General features: G+C 62.2%; 14 protein-coding genes and 1 pseudogene. 9 read left to right on the plus strand and 6 right to left on the minus strand.

The annotated features are described in order from the left end of the window. Nucleotides 1–12: 12 nt before the first annotated feature. Both FJ946_RS15860 and FJ946_RS15865 read right to left on the minus strand, forming a co-directional pair. The gene (locus FJ946_RS15860; protein WP_140500718.1) at nucleotides 13–1,026 is read right to left on the minus strand and encodes a BMP family protein; all 1,014 of its coding nucleotides are present in this window, start codon (nucleotides 1,024–1,026) and stop codon (nucleotides 13–15) included. A gap of 15 nt (nucleotides 1,027–1,041) precedes the next feature. After that, nucleotides 1,042–2,823: an adenine deaminase gene (locus FJ946_RS15865; protein ID WP_140500717.1), complete on the minus strand. Its 1,782-nt coding sequence runs from the start codon at nucleotides 2,821–2,823 to the stop codon at nucleotides 1,042–1,044. A 160-nt stretch (nucleotides 2,824–2,983) separates the two neighbouring features. On the opposite strand from FJ946_RS15865, the gene FJ946_RS15870 reads away from it, so the two are divergent. Together FJ946_RS15870 and FJ946_RS15875 are read left to right on the plus strand one after the other, a co-directional pair. Beyond that, nucleotides 2,984–3,958 carry a LysR family transcriptional regulator gene (locus FJ946_RS15870; protein ID WP_140500716.1) on the plus strand — a complete coding sequence of 325 codons (975 nt, stop codon included), beginning with the start codon at nucleotides 2,984–2,986 and terminating at the stop codon, nucleotides 3,956–3,958. Continuing rightward, nucleotides 3,955–5,675: pseudogene (locus tag FJ946_RS15875) on the plus strand (adenine deaminase). Before FJ946_RS15870 ends, FJ946_RS15875 begins: the two are co-directional and overlap by 4 nt. Before the next feature lie 81 nt (nucleotides 5,676–5,756). On the opposite strand, the gene FJ946_RS15880 reads toward FJ946_RS15875, so the two are convergent. The 4 genes from FJ946_RS15880 to FJ946_RS15895 form a co-directional block, all read right to left on the minus strand. Continuing rightward, on the minus strand, nucleotides 5,757–6,473 hold the full coding sequence (locus FJ946_RS15880) for a GntR family transcriptional regulator (RefSeq protein ID WP_140500714.1): 717 nt from the start codon (nucleotides 6,471–6,473) through the stop codon (nucleotides 5,757–5,759). A gap of 155 nt (nucleotides 6,474–6,628) precedes the next feature. Further along, nucleotides 6,629–8,104 (minus strand): amidohydrolase family protein, encoded by a 1,476-nt coding sequence (locus FJ946_RS15885; protein WP_140558788.1) that lies wholly within the window; start codon nucleotides 8,102–8,104, stop codon nucleotides 6,629–6,631. After that, entirely contained in the window at nucleotides 8,094–9,290 is a 1,197-nt protein-coding gene (locus tag FJ946_RS15890) for an amidohydrolase (RefSeq protein ID WP_140567944.1), read from the minus strand. Before FJ946_RS15890 ends, FJ946_RS15885 begins: the two co-directional genes overlap by 11 nt. A 33-nt stretch (nucleotides 9,291–9,323) precedes the next feature. Further along, a complete protein-coding gene (locus tag FJ946_RS15895; protein ID WP_140518218.1) occupies nucleotides 9,324–10,694 on the minus strand; it encodes an amidohydrolase family protein in 1,371 nt (456 codons plus the stop codon). A gap of 158 nt (nucleotides 10,695–10,852) precedes the next feature. Between FJ946_RS15895 and FJ946_RS15900 the strand changes: the two genes are divergently transcribed. The 7 genes from FJ946_RS15900 (at nucleotide 10,853) to FJ946_RS15930 (ending at nucleotide 19,126) form a co-directional block, all read left to right on the plus strand. After that, nucleotides 10,853–12,424, plus strand: coding sequence for an ABC transporter substrate-binding protein (locus FJ946_RS15900; RefSeq protein ID WP_140567947.1), 1,572 nt, complete (start codon nucleotides 10,853–10,855; stop codon nucleotides 12,422–12,424). Between the two features lie 160 nt (nucleotides 12,425–12,584). Beyond that, nucleotides 12,585–13,550: an ABC transporter permease gene (locus FJ946_RS15905; protein WP_140567949.1), complete on the plus strand. Its 966-nt coding sequence runs from the start codon at nucleotides 12,585–12,587 to the stop codon at nucleotides 13,548–13,550. Continuing rightward, the gene (locus FJ946_RS15910) at nucleotides 13,550–14,449 is read left to right on the plus strand and encodes an ABC transporter permease (RefSeq protein ID WP_140567952.1); all 900 of its coding nucleotides are present in this window, start codon (nucleotides 13,550–13,552) and stop codon (nucleotides 14,447–14,449) included. The genes FJ946_RS15905 and FJ946_RS15910 overlap by 1 nt, the downstream gene beginning before the upstream one ends. Beyond that, entirely contained in the window at nucleotides 14,449–16,173 is a 1,725-nt protein-coding gene (locus FJ946_RS15915; RefSeq protein WP_140567955.1) for an ABC transporter ATP-binding protein, read from the plus strand. The genes FJ946_RS15910 and FJ946_RS15915 overlap by 1 nt, the downstream gene beginning before the upstream one ends. Continuing rightward, a complete protein-coding gene (locus tag FJ946_RS15920; protein ID WP_140567958.1) occupies nucleotides 16,173–17,615 on the plus strand; it encodes an amidohydrolase family protein in 1,443 nt (480 codons plus the stop codon). The genes FJ946_RS15915 and FJ946_RS15920 overlap by 1 nt, the downstream gene beginning before the upstream one ends. An 84-nt stretch (nucleotides 17,616–17,699) precedes the next feature. Further along, nucleotides 17,700–18,458, plus strand: a complete 759-nt coding sequence (locus tag FJ946_RS15925; protein ID WP_140567961.1) for an aspartate/glutamate racemase family protein — start codon at nucleotides 17,700–17,702, stop codon at nucleotides 18,456–18,458. 5 nt (nucleotides 18,459–18,463) lie between these two features. Next, nucleotides 18,464–19,126 carry an ankyrin repeat domain-containing protein gene (locus FJ946_RS15930; protein WP_140567963.1) on the plus strand — a complete coding sequence of 221 codons (663 nt, stop codon included), beginning with the start codon at nucleotides 18,464–18,466 and terminating at the stop codon, nucleotides 19,124–19,126. Nucleotides 19,127–19,129: the final 3 nt, after the last annotated feature.

Here is a 19,129-nt window from a genome sequence, read left to right on the forward strand (position 1 = left end):
CCACCTCCGGCGTCAGTCCGATTTCGGCTCGTTCACATTGAGCTCGATTTTCTTCTTGCCGCCTTGGATGGCCTTGGCCGTTTCAGCCGCAAGCGCCTTTACGTCATCGGGCATTTTGGCTTCCCAGGCAGGATTGAGGATGAGGTCGCCCGAACCCTGCTGCCAGCTGAACCACCTTGGTTCCTTCGGCGCGTCGAATTTGGCGTTCATGGTCTTTGCCTTCCACCATTCATCGATGATCCAATTAATGTGCGGATCCCATTTGACGATGGTGGAGGCGACGATCGACTTCGGCGCCACTTTCGACATGTCCACATAATTGCCGAAGCAGCCTATGCCGCGCTCCTCGCAAACCTCGAAGGCGCCCGACATCTGGTAGATCATGTCCGCGCCGGCGGCGATCTGCGCCGAGGTCGCCTCGTTCGATTTAGCCGGATCGAACCAGGACTGGATGAAGGTGATCTTCTGTTTCACCTTTGGGTTCGCTTCCTTGGCGCCGGTGAAGAAGGCATTGATCTGATCGTTGGTATCTTCGGCCGGGAAGGTGGAGATGGCGCCGATGACATTCGACTTCGTGAGTTTGCCGGCCAGTTGCCCCATCACGTAGGCAGGCTCGTGCGCGTGGACGAATATCCAATAGGCATTGCCGCCGAGTCCGCGATTGCCCGAACCGCTCATGACGAACATCGTATCGGGGAATTCGTCCTTCAGCTTCTCGATCGCATCTGCATAGGCGGTGTCGCCGAACAAGATGTCGTAGTCACCGGTCTCAGCATAGGTGCGGAACACCTGCTCGGCATTGTCGTAAACGTTCTCGGTATAATTGACCTCGATGTCGAGGCCGTGGGGCTTGGCGGCGATGATCCGGTCCATGGAACTCACGAAGGATGATTCCCACGGTGCTTCCTTGCCCGCCGAAAGAATACCGGCGATCCTGAGCTTGGTCGGCTCTTCGGCTTGTACGCGGCCGCCCCACAGCCACGTCGCGGCCACGAGCGAAACAGCGACAACAAGGTTTTTCAGCATGGTTCCCTCCCTTTTCTAGCGTTCCCAGTCATGAAGCCGGCTTAACGGATCGACCACCGTCAGGTTTATGCAATCGATCAGGCCGAGATCGGTTATCGCGAAATCGGGTATCGCGGTGATCTGCAGCACGAACATGTACATGAAAGGCCATGGCAGCCTACAGCCGAGCGCGCGCGCGGCCGCGTCGAGCTCCTGCTCTTTCTTCGCCATCTCTGGAGGATCAATGTCCGATACGATTCCGCCGATCGGCAGGGGCAGGAATGACACGATCCGACCGCCGTCCGCCACCGCCTGGCCGCCATTGTTCTCGATAATGTGGTTGATTGCCAACGACATGTCGTGGGGATTGGTGCCCACACAAACGATGTTGTTATCATCAGGCGCCGTCGAAGTGGCGAGTGCGCCGGAGCGCAGTCCGAAGCCTGAAGCGAACGCGACCGGCCGATGGGAAGTGCGGCCGTAGCGTTCGACGACGGTGAGATACTGCACGTCCTGTGATGGATCCGCGTCTATATAGCCGTCGCGGACCGGGAGCACGACATCACGTCGCGTGCGTACGAATATTCTCTCGGGCGTAACGGCGATCGCCAGCACGGCCGCCTTGTCGCCCGCTCCGGGCGCGCGCACCAATAGGTCTTTCTGTGAAACCGGCGCTACCTTGAATGTGTTGGTGACAACGGCGCTGCGGGCAGGCGGCGCAAGATCGTCCACGAGCTTGCCGTCGCGGGCGGCCAGCTTGCCCTTCGCGATGACACCTGAGACATGGAAATCCGCGATATCCTTGACCAGCAGGATATCGGCGGCGAGCCCGGGCGAGATCGAGCCGACCTTCTGGCCGATGCGCAGCGCCTCGGCGCCGTTGATGGTCGCCATCTGGATGGCGGTGAGCGGCGGAACTCCCATCGCGACCGCCATGCGGATCATGTTGTCGAGGTGGCCGCGGGCCAGGATATCCGAGGCGACCACGTCATCGGTGCAGAAGCTGACCCGGCTCGTCGCGGCTATTCCCATCTCGGTGACCATCCGCAGGTTCTCTTCGAGAAAATGGGAGATCGAAGATTCGCGAATGACGACATGCATGCCTTTGCGCAGCTTCTCCAGCATCTCGTCCGCCGTGTAGCTCTCGTGGTCGGAGCGCACTCCGGCCTGCAGGTAGCTGTTCAATCGATTGCCGCGACACATCGGCGAGCAGCCGAGGATCGGCAGACGGCTCTTTTCGGCGATCTCGACCGCCTGCAGAACGTGCTCATCCATCGTGTCGACGAACTCGCGCACCGTCTCCCATATGCCGACGCATTCCGGCCAGGAATGGGTGGCGCGGTGATCGTCCGGTCCGAAATAATAGCCGACGTTGGAGCGAGGCAGTGTGTAGGGCGTCTTGCATGGTGCGCCCCAGAAGATCTTGAGAGGGGTTGCCTTGGCCTCGTCGAGGAATTCGCGGGCGCCTTCCAGGCCGGACACCACGAGGATCTGGTCGAGGCCCGACACAATCGAAGTGGTGCCGAGCGGCACCACCGCCTTGGCGAAGCTAGTTACCGACATCTTGGAACATTCAACGTGGAGGTGGCCGTCTATCAGGCCAGGGCAGAGGAAATAACCAGTAGCATCGATCATCTCGGTCTCGGGGCCGCGGTACTCCGAGACGTCTCCGACAGCGACGATGCGATCCTTGTAGACGGCGACGTCGGCCGGATAGATCTCACCCGAAGCGACGTTGACTAGTGTGCCGCCGGTGACGATGAGAGTCGATTTATGCTCGGCGCGACCAGCACGGATGAATTCGCGTATGTCGGACAAATTCATCTCCGCTCGTGTGGCCTCGCTCGGGCTTGGGACCAAGCTTGTCTGCGCCAAAAATCCCACCTTGCGCGCTCTGATCCTGTCGTATTAGGGTCGTCCATGCAAATGGCAGTTTCTGGCTAGTTCTGGACGCACCGTTCAAATTCTTGGACGATTGATGGATTTTGAAGCGATCGATTATTTTATCAAAGTGGCGGAGGCGCAGTCGCTCTCGCACGCCGCGAAACTGTATGGACTGCCCAAGTCCAGCCTCAGTCACAAAGTGCGCGCGTTGGAGGATTCGCTCGGTGTCGCACTGTTTGTGCGCGACGGTCGGGAACTGCATTTGAGCGATGCCGGGGCCGAGTTCCTCGACCATGCGCAACGCATCAAGGAAAGTTGCGAAGGAGCCAAGGCGGCGATCGCCGAGGCGGGCCACGATATCGCCGGCACGCTGACGATCGGCTCGACCGGCGAGTTCGGCACTTCCTTCACCTCGGAACTGCTGTTCGCCTTCCGTCAACAGTATCCGCAGGTGAATGTCGACGTGATCTTCCTTTCGCTCGGATATTTCCTGGCGCCCGAAAAGCACCAGCCTTTCGACGGCATATTCCATTGGGGCGAGCCGGCGAACTCAGACTACATCGCTCGCAAGCTCGGGGAGGCTTCCTTCTGTCTCTACGCCAGCCCGCGCTACATTGAGCAATTCGGGGAACCGTCGACGCCCGCAGACTTGGCGGGCCATGGGGCCGTCGCCTTCCGCCGCCCGAGCGGCGTGCAATCCTGGCACCTCGAGCGCGGCGCGGAAACGGTCGACTTCATGCCGACCGCGCAGTGCATGGCGAACGACTACTGGATGCTGAAATATTTCGCCGTAGCCGGCGAGGGTATCGTCTATCTGCCAGCCTTCTTCACCGAGATCGAGTGCAAGAACGGCGATCTGGTGCCGGTGCTCCCGCAATGGCGCTCGCCACTGGTTCCAATCAATCTGCTCTACATGCGACGCCGGTATGTGTCGCGTAAGTTCGCCGCTTTCCTTGATTTCTGCCTGGACTATTACCGCCAGCGCGCCGCTTACAGTTCGCCAAGATATTGCGTCGAGGTCGTGCGGCCCTTTGCGGGCGCGCGCGCCGGGGGAGAAAACAACAGATGATCCAGAGCTGGTTCGAATGCGCGCCGCAGTTGGTTGATGTCGCCATGGGACGCACGCCGGCCGACATGGTGGTCCGGAACGTGCGCTGGGTGAATGTCCATTCGGGCGAGATCATCCCCGCGACGGACATTGCCATCGCGGTCGGCCGCTTCGCCTTCGTCGGCCCGAATGCCGACCATGCCGTGGGCCCCGAGACGCAGATTATCGACGGAGAGGGCCGCTACGCGCTGCCGGGGCTGTGCGATGCGCATATGCATGTCGAGAGCGGCATGGTTACCGTTACCGAGTTCGCGCGTGCGGTCATCCCGCATGGCACCACCTCGATGTTCATCGACCCGCACGAGATCGCCAACGTCCTAGGGATGCCGGGCGTCAAGCTGATGCACGACGAGGCTGCCGGACTGCCGATCAATGTGTTCGTGCAAATGCCGAGCTGCGTGCCGAGCGCTCCGGGCCTCGAGAACGCGGGTGCCAGCCTCGGTCCCGCCGACGTGCGTGAGGCGATGTCGTGGCCGAACATCGTCGGCCTCGGCGAGATGATGAACTTTCCTGGGGTGGTCGCCGGAAATGGCGACATGCTGGCCGAGATCGCTGCCACTCAGGCGGCAGGCAAGACGGTGGGCGGCCACTATGCCTCGAAAGATCTCGGGTGCGCCAGGGCATGCGCGCCATGTTACGGCTTGGCTCCGCCTGGTACGACGTCGCCGCGCAGATCAAGGCGCTGACCGAGCTCAGCCTGGACTCGCGCAATTTCGTGCTGTGTACCGACGACAGCCATTCCGGCACACTAGTCAATGACGGCCATATGAACCGCGTTGTGCGCCATGCCATCGCCCAGGGATTAAAGCCGATCACCGCGATTCAGATGGCCACCCTGAATACTGCTCAGCATTTCGGCATGGAGCGTGAGCTTGGCTCGATAACGCCCGGGCGGCGCGCCGACCTGGTTTTGACCTCCGATCTCACCGAACTCCCGGTCGAAACCGTCATCGCACGCGGCTGTGTGGTGTCGAACGACGGCAAGCTCGTCGCCGACATCACGCCCTACGACTATCCCGCCTCGACCAAGAACACGGTTCGCTTGGGCAAGAAGCTCTCCGCGGCGGACTTCGACATCGTGGCGCCCGAGGGTGCGAACCAGGTCACGGCGCGGGTCATCGGCGTGCTCGAGAACCAGGCACCGACCCGTGCCCTGGAGGCTTCGCTCGGCGTCTTGAATGGTATCGTTCAGATGGATCGGACCGGTGACGTCTGCCAGATCGCGCTGGTGGAACGGCATCACGGCACGGGAAAGGTCATCAACGCGTTTGTTTCCGGCTTCGGTTACGACAAACCATGCGCCATCGCCAGCACCGTCGCCCATGACAGTCATCACATGATCGTGGTGGGTACCGACAAGAACGACATGGCGCTGGCGGCGAATCGGCTGGGACAGGTCGGCGGAGGCGTCGTGCTGTTCAGCGAAGGACGCGAACTTGCGCTTGTCAGGCTGCCGATCGCCGGACTGATGTCTGACCAGCGCGCCGAGATCGTGGCAGAAGAAGCCAATGGCCTGATCGCGGCGATGCTTGCCTGCGGATGCGCCCTCAATAATGCCTATATGCAGCACTCTCTGCTGGCGCTTGTCGTCATCCCGGAATTGCGCATCTCCGACATCGGACTGATCGATGTGTTGAAGTTCCAGCCGACCGAAGTGCTGGTCGCCACGACCGCATGAGGAGGCGGATTTAACCTGACATCACCTTCGTCCTGATCATTTTCGGGTCACTCCTCGTCTCTTCGGCATTCATCCAATAAATCATAGCCCTTCCTCCCGCGCATAGGCAGCAAGAAGGTCCGGAAAGTCATTTTCGGGTTTCGCTTTCAGCAGTGCACGTGTGGTGATTGCATCAATATGATGATCCATCAAGGCAGCAGCCTTGTTCCGGTCGGCCGCGGCCAGGGCGGCAATGATCTCGTGATGCTCGGATACGGCACAGTCGGACGAATGCGGCCGCCCGTAGAGCGACAGGATGAGCGATGAACGCGAAACGAGTTCCGTGACATAGCGCAGCAACAGTTCGTTTCCGGTGAGCGAGGCAAGCAGCACATGAAATTCGCCGGCCAACTGAATCGACGACGCGGCATTGTTGGCTTTGGCCATCTCTTCCGCGTCGACATGAGCTTCGAGCTGTTTGATCTTTTGCGGCGTCAGCTTGCCGATCAGCGTGTCGACCACCAGCGCTTCAAGCGCCCGCCGCACCTCGAATATATTGTGGCCTTCCTCCAGGCTCGGCTGCGCGACGCAGGCGCCCTTGTGCGGACGCAATTCGACCAGGCCTTCGCCGTTCAGCCTTGCCAGCGCCTGCCTGACAATGGTGCGGCTGACGCCCAGCCGCTCGCCGATCGAATCCTCAGGCAGCTTTGTTCCCGCGGTCAGCGCCTGGTCGAGTATGACGCGCTTCAACGTGCGATAGACCGCGTCGGACTTGGATACGGCGGATTTCGGATTTTTATTGCGAATGTTGATTGTCATGACCGATCCTGAAATTCATATCCAAGCACACAAGAAGAAAAGCATCCGCAAAGCCGGAGTTTAGAGATGCAAACGGCCCGGCGTCGAGGGCCAATGCCGTCGGCTCGCGTGCCATCAAGGTTTATTCCAATCGTTGTGTGTCGTTTCTGGAGCCCTCATGCCATGAACATCCGATAGCTGGGAGGGAAAATCTCGGCGACCGTCGGATGTCGCCAGGTGCGTTGCGGATAACGCTGGACAAGCCGTTCGAACTGGGCCTGTGCGCGCTGGTGGGCTGCATCGAGATCGAAACCCGGAATGGTTCGGGCGCTCATCACGGTGCGCCCGTCAATGATGACCGTGTGCACATCGCGTCCGCTTGCGGACGTCGTCAGGCAGGCGATCGGATCGAGGACCTGTCCCAGATGGTTGCCGGACAGGTCGAACACGACGATGTCGGCGGCTGCTCCCGCCTGCAAACGTCCCAGGTCCGACCGGCCGAGCGCGTCGGCGCCGCCAATCGTTGCCGCGTCATAGAGATCGGCTGATTTCGGCGTCTCCAGATTGCCCGCCATGACGCGGCCGAGCATCAGGCCGACCTGCATGTTCTGCACCATGTCGGGTGGCCAGGTGTCCGTGCCCATGCCGATGCGCAGACCCTGGCCGCGAAGGCGGGCGAAATTGTCGAGCGCCGCGCCATGCCGCGCCATCACCAGCGGGCAATGCACCAATGTGGCACCCGAACCGGCGATGATTTCGAGATCATCGCCGTCGGCGTGGGTGCCATGCGGCAACAACGCTCTTTCGCTGAGAAAGCCGATGTCCTGGAGCCAGCGGGCGGATGTCGTGCCGAACCGGCGACGCACTGTCTCGATCTCGAATGAAGACTGGCAGCAATGCAGACGGACCGGCACGCCGAGGTCTCGCGCGGCATTGGCGGTCCTGCGCAACAGGTCGGCGGTCCAGAACTCGACACGGTCCGGTGCAAGCATGGTTCGCACCAATCCGCCGAAGCCCCCTTCGTGCTCCAGGCAAAAGGCAACGGCCCCGTCCAGACCCTCCGCGCCGCGCTCTTCGTCCACCTCGACGACGATGCCGCCATCCGCTTCGATGACGGAATGGCCCGCGCGAAAGGCAGGCCCGAGATAGACGCGAAGGCCCAACTCTGCGGCGCTTTCGGCGGCGGATGCGAATTCGTCCGATGTCTCGTTCCATGCACGATAAAACAGCGATGCGATCGGCAATGCAGTAGTGATGCCGTTGCGGATGAGTTGCGCGAAGGCATAGTGTTTTTGAAACGTCAGCTCCTCGCGCGCCAGCATTTCTACCGGCCCGGCTTCCACATAGTCGCGCGGCCAGACGCGGCCCTTCTTCCAGCCGGGTTGATGATCGAGGCCGAGCACGCCCGTATCCAGGTCCGAAAGCGCATCCAGATCGATGAAACCCGGGCCGATCAGCGCCCTGCCATGATCGATCCGCCGCTTTACAGGCCCGCCGTAGCGATGGCCGACGAAGACGATCCTGCCGTTCTCATGGACGACCTCGCCATTCTCCAGAAGGACATGGCGCCCGTCCCGGTGGCCGACAACCCATCGTGCGGTGAGCAGGACGGGTCCGTCGTCACGCTGGTTCGTCCGACGACTATGCGACATCGGGCAGATCTCCGGCCAGCGCACCGTCACGCACGAGCACGCGGCCGCCGCGGATGACCGTGCGCTTCCGTGGGGTCAGGGCCACGGCTTCCGCCAGGGTCCGCGCGCAAACCAGCACGACATCGCCGTGGCAACCGGGCGAAAGCCCATAATCCGTCAGGCCGATACCTTGCGCGCCGCCAAAGGTGCAAACGCGCGCCGTCTCTTCCAGATCGGCATCGTTGGTCATGCCGTTGCGCTGCGCAAGATATTTGGCCCGCTCCAGTATGTCGCCATTGCCCCATGGCTCCCAGGTGCCCTGGATGCCGTCGGAACCGGATGCCACGACGAGGCCGGACTGGCGCATCATGCGCAGCGGAACCGCCGGCGCGGATGGGCTGCCGACCGTCATGACGGCGATGTCTTCAGCCGCCAGCGCGTCGATCAACGTGTGCTGCCTATGCGTGTCCAGCATGCCGAGACAATAGGCATGGCTCACCATGACGCGGCCCTGAAGGGAGAGCGCCTTGGTCCGTTCGACGATCAGCTCAAGGCAGAAGGCGCCCAATTCTCCCGGTTCGTGCAGATGAATGTCGACCGGCTTGCCGTATCGATCCGCGAGCGCGAAGATTGCGTCCAGGTGGCGAACCGGATCCCGCTCGATCGTTGCCGGGTCGATGCCGCCGACAATATCGGCCCCCGCCTTCAATGCGTCCTCCATCAGCGCCTGCGTGCCTTCGCGTCCCAGCATGCCGCTTTGCGGGAAGGCGACGACCTGCACGTCGACCAATCCCTTGAAGGCTTCGCGCGTTGCAACGACACCCTCGATGTTGGTAATGCCGATTTCCGTATCCACATCGACATGGCTGCGGATATGCGTCACGCCGAAAGCCAGCGTCTGCACGATCTGACGCGCCGATTGCCTGCGCGCATCGATGCCGAGTTCCCGCTTGGCCTTCCTGTCGGCCAGGATCCTGTCGTTGCGCGTGGGTCCCACACGGTTCTGAAACCAGTCCATGCCGACAAGCGTCTTATCGAGATGCGTGTGCGCCTCGACCAGGCCGGGCAGGGCAACCTGTCCAAGCCCGTCGATTTCATGCGCCGCTTTCCCGCTGGTTGCTTGCGCGAACCGACCGTCGCGAATGTAGAGGTCCGTGACAGCGCCGCCCAAGGGCCTGACATCGCGAATGAGAAGGTCTTCGGTCATCTGGGTCTCCCTGTTTGCGCCCCGGAACTCGGCCTATGCCAGCCCGGCGCGTTTCATCATCAGATGGAAGGCTCCTTCGGCGCGATCCAGAATGGCGTCTTCATCGTGATCGACGAGGCGGCGTCCACGCATGAGGACACGCCCGTCGACGATCGTCGTGTCAACATCCGCGCCGTTGGCGAAGCGTGCCAGCCGCTGCGCGGGGTGCGCCGGCGGCCACAGATGCGGCTGGCGCATGTTGACCAGGATGATGTCGGCGCGCTTGCCCGGCTCCAGCGAGCCGATTTCGTTCTCCATCGACAGGGCACGCGCGCCCTCGATGGTCGCCATCTCCAGCAATTGCATCGGCGGCAGGACCGCATCGTTCCTGAAGTGCCGGGCATGATAGCGGTGCGCCTGGAACATGTTGCGGAACATGTCGAAAGAGCGATCGGGCGCCGCCGCGTCGGTGCCGAGCGACACAGTGACACCCCTTTCCATCAGTTCCGTCGCCGGACAACGGCCCGAAACCGACATCAGAGCACTTGGATTATGCGCCACCTTGGCGTGGCTGCGTTTCAGCGCGGCGATGTCTGCCTCGGTCAGTTCGATGCAGTGCGCCAGCAGCGAATGCTCGTCGAACAGATCGAGCCGTTCCGCATTGGCGGCGATGGAACCGTCGCGATGGCCATCCTGGATGAACAGCACGTTTTTTGCGCGAGCAAGGTCGCGAGCATTGCGGGACAGATTGTATACCGTTTGTTCGTCAAGTTCGCGCCGAGTGAACACCGGGAGAGAGACCGCAATCCGCACCCGGCCATCGCGACCAGCCCAATCATCGATGATTTCCGCGCACACTGCCAACTGGGTTTCCGGCGAAATGGTGATTTCGACATACGGAACGTATGCGTGGTCCCGATAGACATGGGACGAGGTCGGCCGGTTCGGCCCGACGGCGAGTATCTCGCGCACTCCCATTTCGGCGATGGCGGCAAGATGTGCCCGTGCTGCCCCCGGCGCCTCGGTGCGCATGATGTCCGGCCCGCCGCCAAACAGCAGGGCAGCGGTGGTCGTTCCGCATTTTATGCGCTCAAGGGCCGACAATGTGGCCTCGGCTGCCCAGAATTCCGTATCCGACGCCTCTGCATAGATACGCCCCGCGATAGTCATCCAGGCTTCGGAATCGTCTCCCAGGCCTTTGGTCAGCATGTGACCCGCATGCGCGTGCGTGTCGACGAGACCCGGCATGACAACCATTCCCGAAGCATCGATGCGCGCCACCTTCTGATCTGTGGCGGGGGCCGCGCCGTCGCCGGCGGTGACGATCCGGCCATCCTCCACCAGGACATGACCCCTCGAGAAAATCCGGCGCCTCGCATCCATGGTGACGATGACACCGTTTTCTATCAGCAAGGCCTGGGTCATTCGGAATCCCTTTTCGGAACGGTCACTTGAGCGGTTTTGCACATGAGAAACGAAATCGAACATGCCTGCCTTGATATTGTGCACAATGTGTGTACGATATCAACGGGGATAAATGGTATCCAATAGATTGGAAACTTCGTATACAATGGGAGAAGAAAATGAGAAAATGCGTTAGGGTCCTGCTCGCCGGACTTGCGATGGTGATGTCGGTGACAGCGCCTTCGCTTGCACAGACACTGCGCTGGTCATCGGCCGGCGACGTCATTTCGTACGATCCGAATGCCCAGGTCGACAGTTTTACCCAGAGCGTCCAGAACATGGTGTTCGACGGGCTGGTGCGCCGCAACAAGGAAATGGCTATCGAGCCTGCGCTTGCGACCTCCTGGGAGATCGTCTCGCCGACGCGCTGGCGCTTCAAGCTGCGGCAGGGCGTCAAGTTCCACGAAGGTCAACCCTTCAATGCCGACGATGTCGTCGCCACCATCCAACGTCAGATCGATCCCGGCGCGCGCAACCGAGAAAACCTCTCCGCCGTAACCGGCGTCGAGAAGGTTGACGACTACACGGTCGACCTGATCCTGCGCGGACCCTATCCGCTGCTCCTGAACGATCTCGTCGCCATCTACATGATGAGCAAGCCATGGATGGAGGAGCACAATGCCCTCAAGCCCGGCAATGCCTCGACGGGGGTCGTCACCTACGCCAGCAATCATGCCAATGGCACCGGCGCGTTCAAGCTGGTCAGCTACGAGCCGGACTCGCGCTCGGTCTTCGCCGTCAACAAGGAATGGTGGGACAAGCCGCAGCACAATCTGACGGGGGTGGAATTCCGCCCGATCGCTTCGAACGCCACGCGCGTCGCGGCACTGCTTTCGGGCGAACTGGACATGATCGCGCCGGTTCCGTTGCAGGACATCGACCGGGTCGCCAACACCGCCGGCCTGAAGGTTGTGGAGAACCCGTCGCTGCGCGAGATCTTTCTCGGCTTCAGCTTCCGGCCGGAACTTCATGCAGCGCCCGGCAAGCCCAATCCGCTGCTGAACGTGAAAGTGCGCCAGGCGCTTTGGCACGCGGTCGACCTGAACACGATCCAGAAGCGTTTGATGCGCGGAAAGTCGCGCACCTCCGGCATGCTGGTCGCGCCACAGGTCACCGGCTACGATCAGTCGATCGACGTAGCGCTGGACTATGATGTCGCGAAGGCGAAATCCATGCTGGCGGAAGCCGGCTATCCCGACGGCTTCAAGGTTGGACTGGCCTGTTCCAACGACCGCTACATCGCCGACGAACAGATCTGCCTGGCAATCGCGTCGATGTGGGCCAAGATCGGCGTCGAGGCCGACGTGCACGTCGAAAGCAAGACGACCTATTTCCCTCGAATGGATAAGGGCGATCTCGATATCTATATGCTCGGGTGGGCCTCGCTACCGCCGATGGATGGCTACAGCGTGCTGCAAGCCTTGCTGGCGACCAATGACGGCAATTATGGCGGCAGCAACCCCAACGGGCTTTCCAACGCCAAGATCGACGAATTGGCCCGTTCGGCATCGACCGAACTCGACGAGGCCAAGCGGGTGGATATGCTGAAGGCGGCCTTCAAGATCACGCATGATGAGGCCCTCTATCTGCCGCTGCACCAGCAGCCGGTCGCCTGGGCGATGAGCGACAAGGTCGACATGCCGCAATTCCCCGACGAGTATGTGCGTCCCTGGTTCGCGCATATGAACTAGGAAAACGCGCCGGTAAGGCGTGCCCGCGCTTGCGAGGGAGCTTTCGCGGACACGCCTGACTCCGTTGGAGCGCCTGCTATCCGTGGTGGATCGCGAGCTGCTCCAGCGGTGGCGCAAGCCCCGCCTGTCTCGATCCGCGCTTCTTGAAAGGTTTTTCCTGATGATCCGGATTCTATCGGTGCGGCTGTTGCAGGCCATCCTCGTGATGGTTGCCGTAACCGCCATCGCCTTCATCATGTTCCGTTTCGTCGGCGATCCGGTCGCCACGATGGTGCGCGAAGGCGCGAGCCAGGCTGAGAAGGATGCCATGCGCGTCGCTCTCGGACTCGACAGGCCACTTTTCGTACAGTTCCTCGAATTCGTCGGGCGCGCGCTTCATGGCGACCTCGGCACCAGCTTTCGCTACCAGGAGCCTGTCGTCAGCCTGCTGTTGACCAGGCTCCCCGCAACGCTGGAACTGGTCGTGGTCGCGACCCTCCTGTCGCTGTTCATCGGCATCCCGACGGGGGTTCTCTGCGCCCTGAAGCCGAACGGCTTTCTGTCGCGGCTGATCCAGTCGCTGACCCTCGTCGGCATATCCATGCCGACATTCGTCACCGGCCTGCTGCTGATCCTGATCTTCGCCGTCAGTCTGCGCTGGCTGCCGTCCTCGGGGCGTGGCGAGCTTGTCGATCTCGGTTTCTGGAAGACAGGCTTCCTGACGGCTTCCGGCCTCAAATCGCTGATCCTGCCTTCGATCACACTGGCGCTGTTCCAGTTGACGCTGATCATGCGCCTCGTGCGCTCCGAGATGATCGACGTGCTCTCTTCGGACTATGTCCGCTTCGCGTTCGCGCGCGGTCTGCCCCGCCGCTACATCTACGGCCGTCTGGCGCTGCGCAATGCCCTGATGCCGGTCGTGACCGTCACCGGGCTGCAGATCGGGCAACTCATCGCCTTCGCCATTGTCACCGAAACCGTCTTTCAGTGGCCGGGCATGGGGCTGCTTTTCACCAACGCCGTCGGCTATCCGGACATCCCCGTCCTCGCGGCCTATCTGCTGTTCGTCGGCTTCCTGTTCGTCGTGATCAACATGGTCGTCGACATGCTCTACGCATTGATCGATCCGCGGCTGAGGACAAAATGATGGCAACGCAGGTGTCTCTGTCGCGCAGGCTTCCTCCCATCTCGGTCATGATCGCCGGCTTGATCCTGATGACCATGCTGGTGCTGGTGATCTTCGCTCCGTTGATCGCACCCATCGATCCGCGCGATGTCTCCTCGTATTCGCTGATCGACATGGAAATCCCGCCCGTGTTCATGGACGGTGGCGATCCGCGCTTCCTGCTGGGCACCGACAATCAGGGACGCGATCTGGTCTCGGTCATCCTCTTCGGCCTGCGCATATCGATGCTGATCGGCGCCGGGGCGGTATTGTTGGCCGCTGCCATAGGCGTCACGCTGGGATCGATAGCCGGCTATTTCGGCGGTATCATCGACAGCATCGTGATGCGGATCGCCGATGTTCTGGTGAGCTTTCCGACGATCCTCGTCGCGCTTCTGATCAGCGGCATAGCCCGCGCGCAATTGAGCGCCGATACGGTCTCGAGCTGGGCACCGGTCATCCTGATCTTCGCGATCGCCGTCAACGAATGGGTGCAATATGCCCGCACCGTGCGGGCCTCCAGCATGGTGGAAATTTCCCGCGACTATGTACGAGCCGCCAAGGTCATCGGTCTTCCCTCCCGCCGCATCATGATGCGGCACATCCTGCCCAACGTGATGAGCTCCGTCATGGTGATCGCCACCATCAATCTGGCGGGCGCGATCTTGACGGAGGCGACCCTCTCGTTCCTCGGCGCCGGCATGCCGGCCACCTATCCCTCGCTCGGCACGCTGATCCGCATCGGCAACGAGTTCCTGTTCTCTGGCCTGTGGTGGATCGCCGTTATGCCCGCCGTCGTGCTGGTCGTCCTGGTTCTGGCAGTCAACATAATCGGCGATTACCTGCGCGATCGCTTCAACCCCAAACTGATGGCGAACTGATGGAAAACACAACGCCACACGCACTCGATATCAGGAACCTGCGGGTCGAATATCCGCTTGCCAACGGCAGCATTCTCGCTGCCGTCGACAACATCGACCTGACGATCCGGCCCGGCGAGATACATGCACTGGTGGGAGAATCCGGTGCGGGAAAAACCACCGTCGGCAATGCGCTGATGGGCTTGTTGCAGGCTCCCGGCAGGATTGCTTCCGGCACCATCACCATAGCGGGCAAGCCGATCGACATCCGAACCGGTCGCACCAAGGGGATCATTCCAGGCCGTGACGTCGGCGCGATCTTTCAGGATCCGATGACAAGCCTGAACCCGCTTTTCACCGTGGAAAGCCAGTTGTGCGAAGGCATGCTGGCGCATCTGAAGATCGGGCGCCGCGAAGCCAGGGCCCGCGCGCTCGAATTGATGAGAGCCGTCGGCATTCCCGAGCCGGAACGCCGGCTGGGCAACTATCCGCATCAATTGTCGGGCGGCCAACGCCAGCGTGTCGTCATCGCCACCGCACTTGCCTGCGACCCAAGGCTGATCGTCGCCGACGAGCCGACGACGGCGCTCGACGTGTCGGTGCAAGCGCAAATCCTCAAGTTGATCCGCGAACTTGCCGATGATCGCCGCGTCGGCGTCCTGCTGGTTACCCACAATATGGGCGTGGTTGCGGAAATTGCCGACCGGGTCACGATCATGCAGAACGGTTGCGTGGTCGAGAGTGGATTGACACGCGATGTGCTGACGGCGCCCAAGGCGCCTTACGCGCGCACGCTGATCGCCGCCGTTCCGCCGATCGACATTCGCCTTGACCGTCTGCCGGTCCCAAGCGAGGAAACGAAGACGACACTGGAGGCGCGCGAAGCCGTGCGCTCCAAGAACACCGGCACCGCTGCGGGGAGCAACGGCGAAGCCGCGCTGACTGTACGCAATCTTTGCGTGGAATACGGCCAGCGCTCGTTCATCCCGGGCCGCAAGGCATCGGTCTTCAAGGCCGTGAAGGACGTCTCCTTCGAGGTGCGCCGCGGCGAAATCTTCGGGCTTGTCGGCGAGTCCGGTTGCGGCAAGACCACGGTCGCCAACACCATTGCCGGTCTCGTGACGCAGAGTTCGGGAACCATAGAGTTTCAGGGCACGGCATTGGCCGCCCGTCGCGACAAGACCGTGCGCCAGTCACTCCAGATGGTGTTCCAGGACCCGTATTCGGCCCTCAATCCAAGGCTGCGGATCAATTCGGCGATCGCGGAGCCAATCCTGTTCTACAAGCTTGCCTCCAGCGCGGCGGAAGCGCGGCTGGACGCCGAGACATTGCTCGAGGCGGTGGGCCTGCCGGCGCAGGCCGGCTCTCGGTTCGCCCATGCCTTTTCAGGCGGCCAGCGCCAGCGCATCGCGATTGCGAGGGCGCTCGGCCCCCGGCCATCGCTGCTGATCTGCGACGAGCCGACCTCGGCGCTCGACGTGTCGGTGCAGGCGCAAATTCTCAACCTGTTGAAGGACCTACGAGATCTTGCCGGGCTGTCGATGCTGTTCATCAGCCACGACCTCGCGGTGATACGGCAGATGTGCGACCGGGTCGCCGTGATGAAAGGCGGCGAGATCGTCGAACTCGCGGATACCGAAACATTGTTCTCCGCGCCCACTCACGAATACACGCGCGAACTCCTGCGCCTCGCGCCTTCGCTCGACCGCATCCTTTGCAGCGAAAAAAGAGAAGCGAGCCTGTGATGGCAGACATTCTGATCAGAAACGGCACCGTCATCGCTGTCGATCCCGATCGGCGGATCATTCCCGATGGCGCCGTAGCCATCGAGGGAGACCGCATCGTGGCCGTCGGCGCTTCGCAAGACGTGGCGCGGGACCATCCGGCGCGCGAGACGATCGACGCCCGCGGCATGGCCGTCATGCCAGGCTTCGTCGACAGCCACGCCCATGCCGGGCACGGGCTGATCAAGACGATGGGCGGCGGCCGCAGCGACCTCTGGTACAGGGCATGCCAAGGTGCCTATACGGTGGGTTCGACGCCGGAATTCTGGCATGCGGAGGCGCAGCTTGCCGCGCTGGAACGCCTGCGTTTCGGCGTGACGACCGGCGTGTCCTTGCTGGGCGGCGGCGATTCGGTCATGCGCACCGACGATCCGGCCTATGGCAACGCCCATATGGAAGGCGTGCTTGGCATCGGCACGCGCTCCGTGGTCGCCGTCGGCACCACGCGCCCGCCGCACCCCCTGACCTATGCACGTTGGGAAGGCGCCAGCCGTGCCGATTATCCAGTGTCGTTCGACCAGCAGCTTGCCACCTCGCAAAAGCTGGCCGACCGCTGGCACGGCACCCACGAGGATCGTCTGCATCTCGCCCTGCTGACGCCGACCATGCATCAGGAACATCTTGATGGTCCCGGGGCAGGGGACGCCATCGCGCAATCGCGCAAGGTCAGGCAGATCGCCGAACAGCGCGGCCTGATCTTCACCCAGGATGGTCATACCAAGGGCAGCGTGAAGATCGCCAGGGAGATCGGCATTCTGGGGCCGCGCACACTGCTGTCGCATGCGACCGCCCTGACTGATGAGGAAATAGCGATCTGCGCCGAAACCGGCACGAGCATCGTGCACAATCCGAGCGCCGTGGCCGCCATTCTCGCGCGCTGCCCGGTCACGGAACTTCTCGATGCCGGCGTCGTGGTGGCCATCGGCTCCGATGCGACGGCGCCGGACCGCTCCGCGGACATGTTCCGTCACATGCAGCAATGCATGCACTATCATCGCACCCATTTCCACGATCCGAGTTGGCTTCCGCCGGGCAAGACGCTGGAGATGTGCACCATCGACGGCGCGCGTGTCCTGGGCCTCGACCATCAGGTCGGATCGCTGGAGCCGGGCAAGAAGGCCGACGTCATTCTGGTCGACTTGCGGCGCCCGCATCTCTACCCGGCCAACATGCCGGAATTCCGTGTCACCTATTTTGCCAACGGCAACGACGTCCACACCGTGCTGGTCGGCGGACGCGTGCTGTTGCGCGACCGCAAGCCGGTTCATGTCGATCAGGATGCCGTGCTCGATGCTGCGCAACGGGAGACGGAACTGATGATTGAGCGGCTGGGCCTGCGCGATCTGCTCAGGACCCCGGACCGGTTCTGGCGGCACAGCCGCGACACGGATCTGATCGGATAGGCTTCAATATCGAGACAGTCCCATCAGCGATGCGGAACGGCAGCGATGCACGTTCCGTCGGACGGCGGCTATAGGAATTTTCGCATGGTACGCATCGGCATCATCAATCCCAATTCGACCGTGTCGATGACGGGATCCATCGCCGTCGCGGCGCGGCGAACCGCGCAGGCCGGCACCGAAATCATCGCCATGCAGAACGACAGCGGCCCGGCTTCCATCGAAGGCCCGATCGATGGCGCGAAGGCGGTCCCGGGTCTTCTCGACCGGATCGAACGGGCCGAGCGCAGTGACGCCGTGGAGGCCTATATCATCGCCTGCTTCGACGATACCGGGCTCGACGCCGCGCGGATGCTGACGCGCAAGCCCGTTATCGGCATAGGCGAGGCCGCCGCCCGCGTCGCCAGCATCGTGGCGAGGCGCTTCACAGTTATCACCACCTTGCCGGTTTCCGTTCCTATTATCGAGGACAATCTGGTTCGCTACGGCCTTTCGCCATTCGCCACCGTGCGGGCGAGCGGCATTCCCGTCCTGGCGCTGGAAGCGAATGGCGAGGCAGCCTTGTCGATCATCAGCGAAGAAATCCAGGAGGCGCTGCGGGTCGATCGCGCCGACGCCATCGTGCTTGGCTGCGCCGGCATGTCGGATATGGCGCGGCGACTGGCCAGCCTTCACGGTGTCCCGGTCGTCGAAGGGGTGTCGGCGGCTGTCAGGCTCGCGGAATTGCTCGTCGGCCTGGAACTTCATCCCAGGCAGGATGCTTTCGCCACCTCTCGGCGGAGCATGACGGCTTCGCTCGCCGCAGCAACCCGCTCGGCTTCCACGCACAGCGTGTCGGGGGGCTGATGCCGATGGTCAAGCGCAGACTTTTGCTGGGCGTCATCGTCGCCTGCATTCCATTGATAGCGTTGGGGCAGAACATGAATGAGACAAGGCCTCACTCGGCTGCGGCAAATGACGATGTCTCCATGATCAAGATGCTTGTTTCCGAGGGGGTCCGGATCGACGCGCGCGACGAGAATGGCCGCACGGCTCTTCTCGTCGCGACCCACGGCAACAAGGTCAGCGCTGCCAGGACTCTCATCGAGGCTGGCGCGGACGTCAACGCCAAGGACGATATCCAGGATAGTCCATATCTCTACGCCGGCGCACGCGGGCATCTCGAAATCCTGAAGATGACGCTTGCGCACGGCGCCGACCTCAAGAGCACCAATCGCTATGGCGGCACCGCGCTCATTCCGGCCGCCGAACGCGGACATGTCGAGACCGTCGGCGCGCTGATCGATGCCGGTGTCGATGTCGATCACGTCAACAAGCTCGGCTGGACCGCGTTGCTGGAGGCCATCATCCTCGGCGATGGCGGGCAGCGTCATGTCGAGATCGTGAAGCGGCTGATCGAGGCCGGCGCCAACGTCAATCTCGCCGACAAGGACGGGGCGACACCGCTGCGGCACGCGCGCAGGAACGGCTATGCGCAGATGATAACCCTGCTGGTGCAAGCGGGCGCCAGATGAACA

The sequence above is a fragment of the Mesorhizobium sp. B2-4-7 genome (genome assembly GCF_006442685.1).
Taxonomy (GTDB): Bacteria; Pseudomonadota; Alphaproteobacteria; order Rhizobiales; family Rhizobiaceae; genus Mesorhizobium.

Bases quoted from the DNA above. Each gene is read 5' to 3' on its own strand.
- FJ946_RS15860 (WP_140500718.1), bottom strand. From the start codon at position 1,026: ATGCTGAAAAACCTTGTTGTCGCTGTTTCGCTCGTGGCCGCGACGTGG.
- FJ946_RS15870 (WP_140500716.1), top strand. From the start codon at position 2,984: ATGGATTTTGAAGCGATCGATTATTTTATCAAAGTGGCGGAGGCGCAG.
- FJ946_RS15880 (WP_140500714.1), bottom strand. From the start codon at position 6,473: ATGACAATCAACATTCGCAATAAAAATCCGAAATCCGCCGTATCCAAG.
- FJ946_RS15885 (WP_140558788.1), bottom strand. From the start codon at position 8,104: ATGTCGCATAGTCGTCGGACGAACCAGCGTGACGACGGACCCGTCCTG.
- FJ946_RS15890 (WP_140567944.1), bottom strand. From the start codon at position 9,290: ATGACCGAAGACCTTCTCATTCGCGATGTCAGGCCCTTGGGCGGCGCT.
- FJ946_RS15895 (WP_140518218.1), bottom strand. From the start codon at position 10,694: ATGACCCAGGCCTTGCTGATAGAAAACGGTGTCATCGTCACCATGGAT.
- FJ946_RS15900 (WP_140567947.1), top strand. From the start codon at position 10,853: ATGAGAAAATGCGTTAGGGTCCTGCTCGCCGGACTTGCGATGGTGATG.
- FJ946_RS15905 (WP_140567949.1), top strand. From the start codon at position 12,585: ATGATCCGGATTCTATCGGTGCGGCTGTTGCAGGCCATCCTCGTGATG.
- FJ946_RS15910 (WP_140567952.1), top strand. From the start codon at position 13,550: ATGGCAACGCAGGTGTCTCTGTCGCGCAGGCTTCCTCCCATCTCGGTC.
- FJ946_RS15915 (WP_140567955.1), top strand. From the start codon at position 14,449: ATGGAAAACACAACGCCACACGCACTCGATATCAGGAACCTGCGGGTC.
- FJ946_RS15920 (WP_140567958.1), top strand. From the start codon at position 16,173: ATGGCAGACATTCTGATCAGAAACGGCACCGTCATCGCTGTCGATCCC.
- FJ946_RS15925 (WP_140567961.1), top strand. From the start codon at position 17,700: ATGGTACGCATCGGCATCATCAATCCCAATTCGACCGTGTCGATGACG.
- FJ946_RS15930 (WP_140567963.1), top strand. From the start codon at position 18,464: ATGGTCAAGCGCAGACTTTTGCTGGGCGTCATCGTCGCCTGCATTCCA.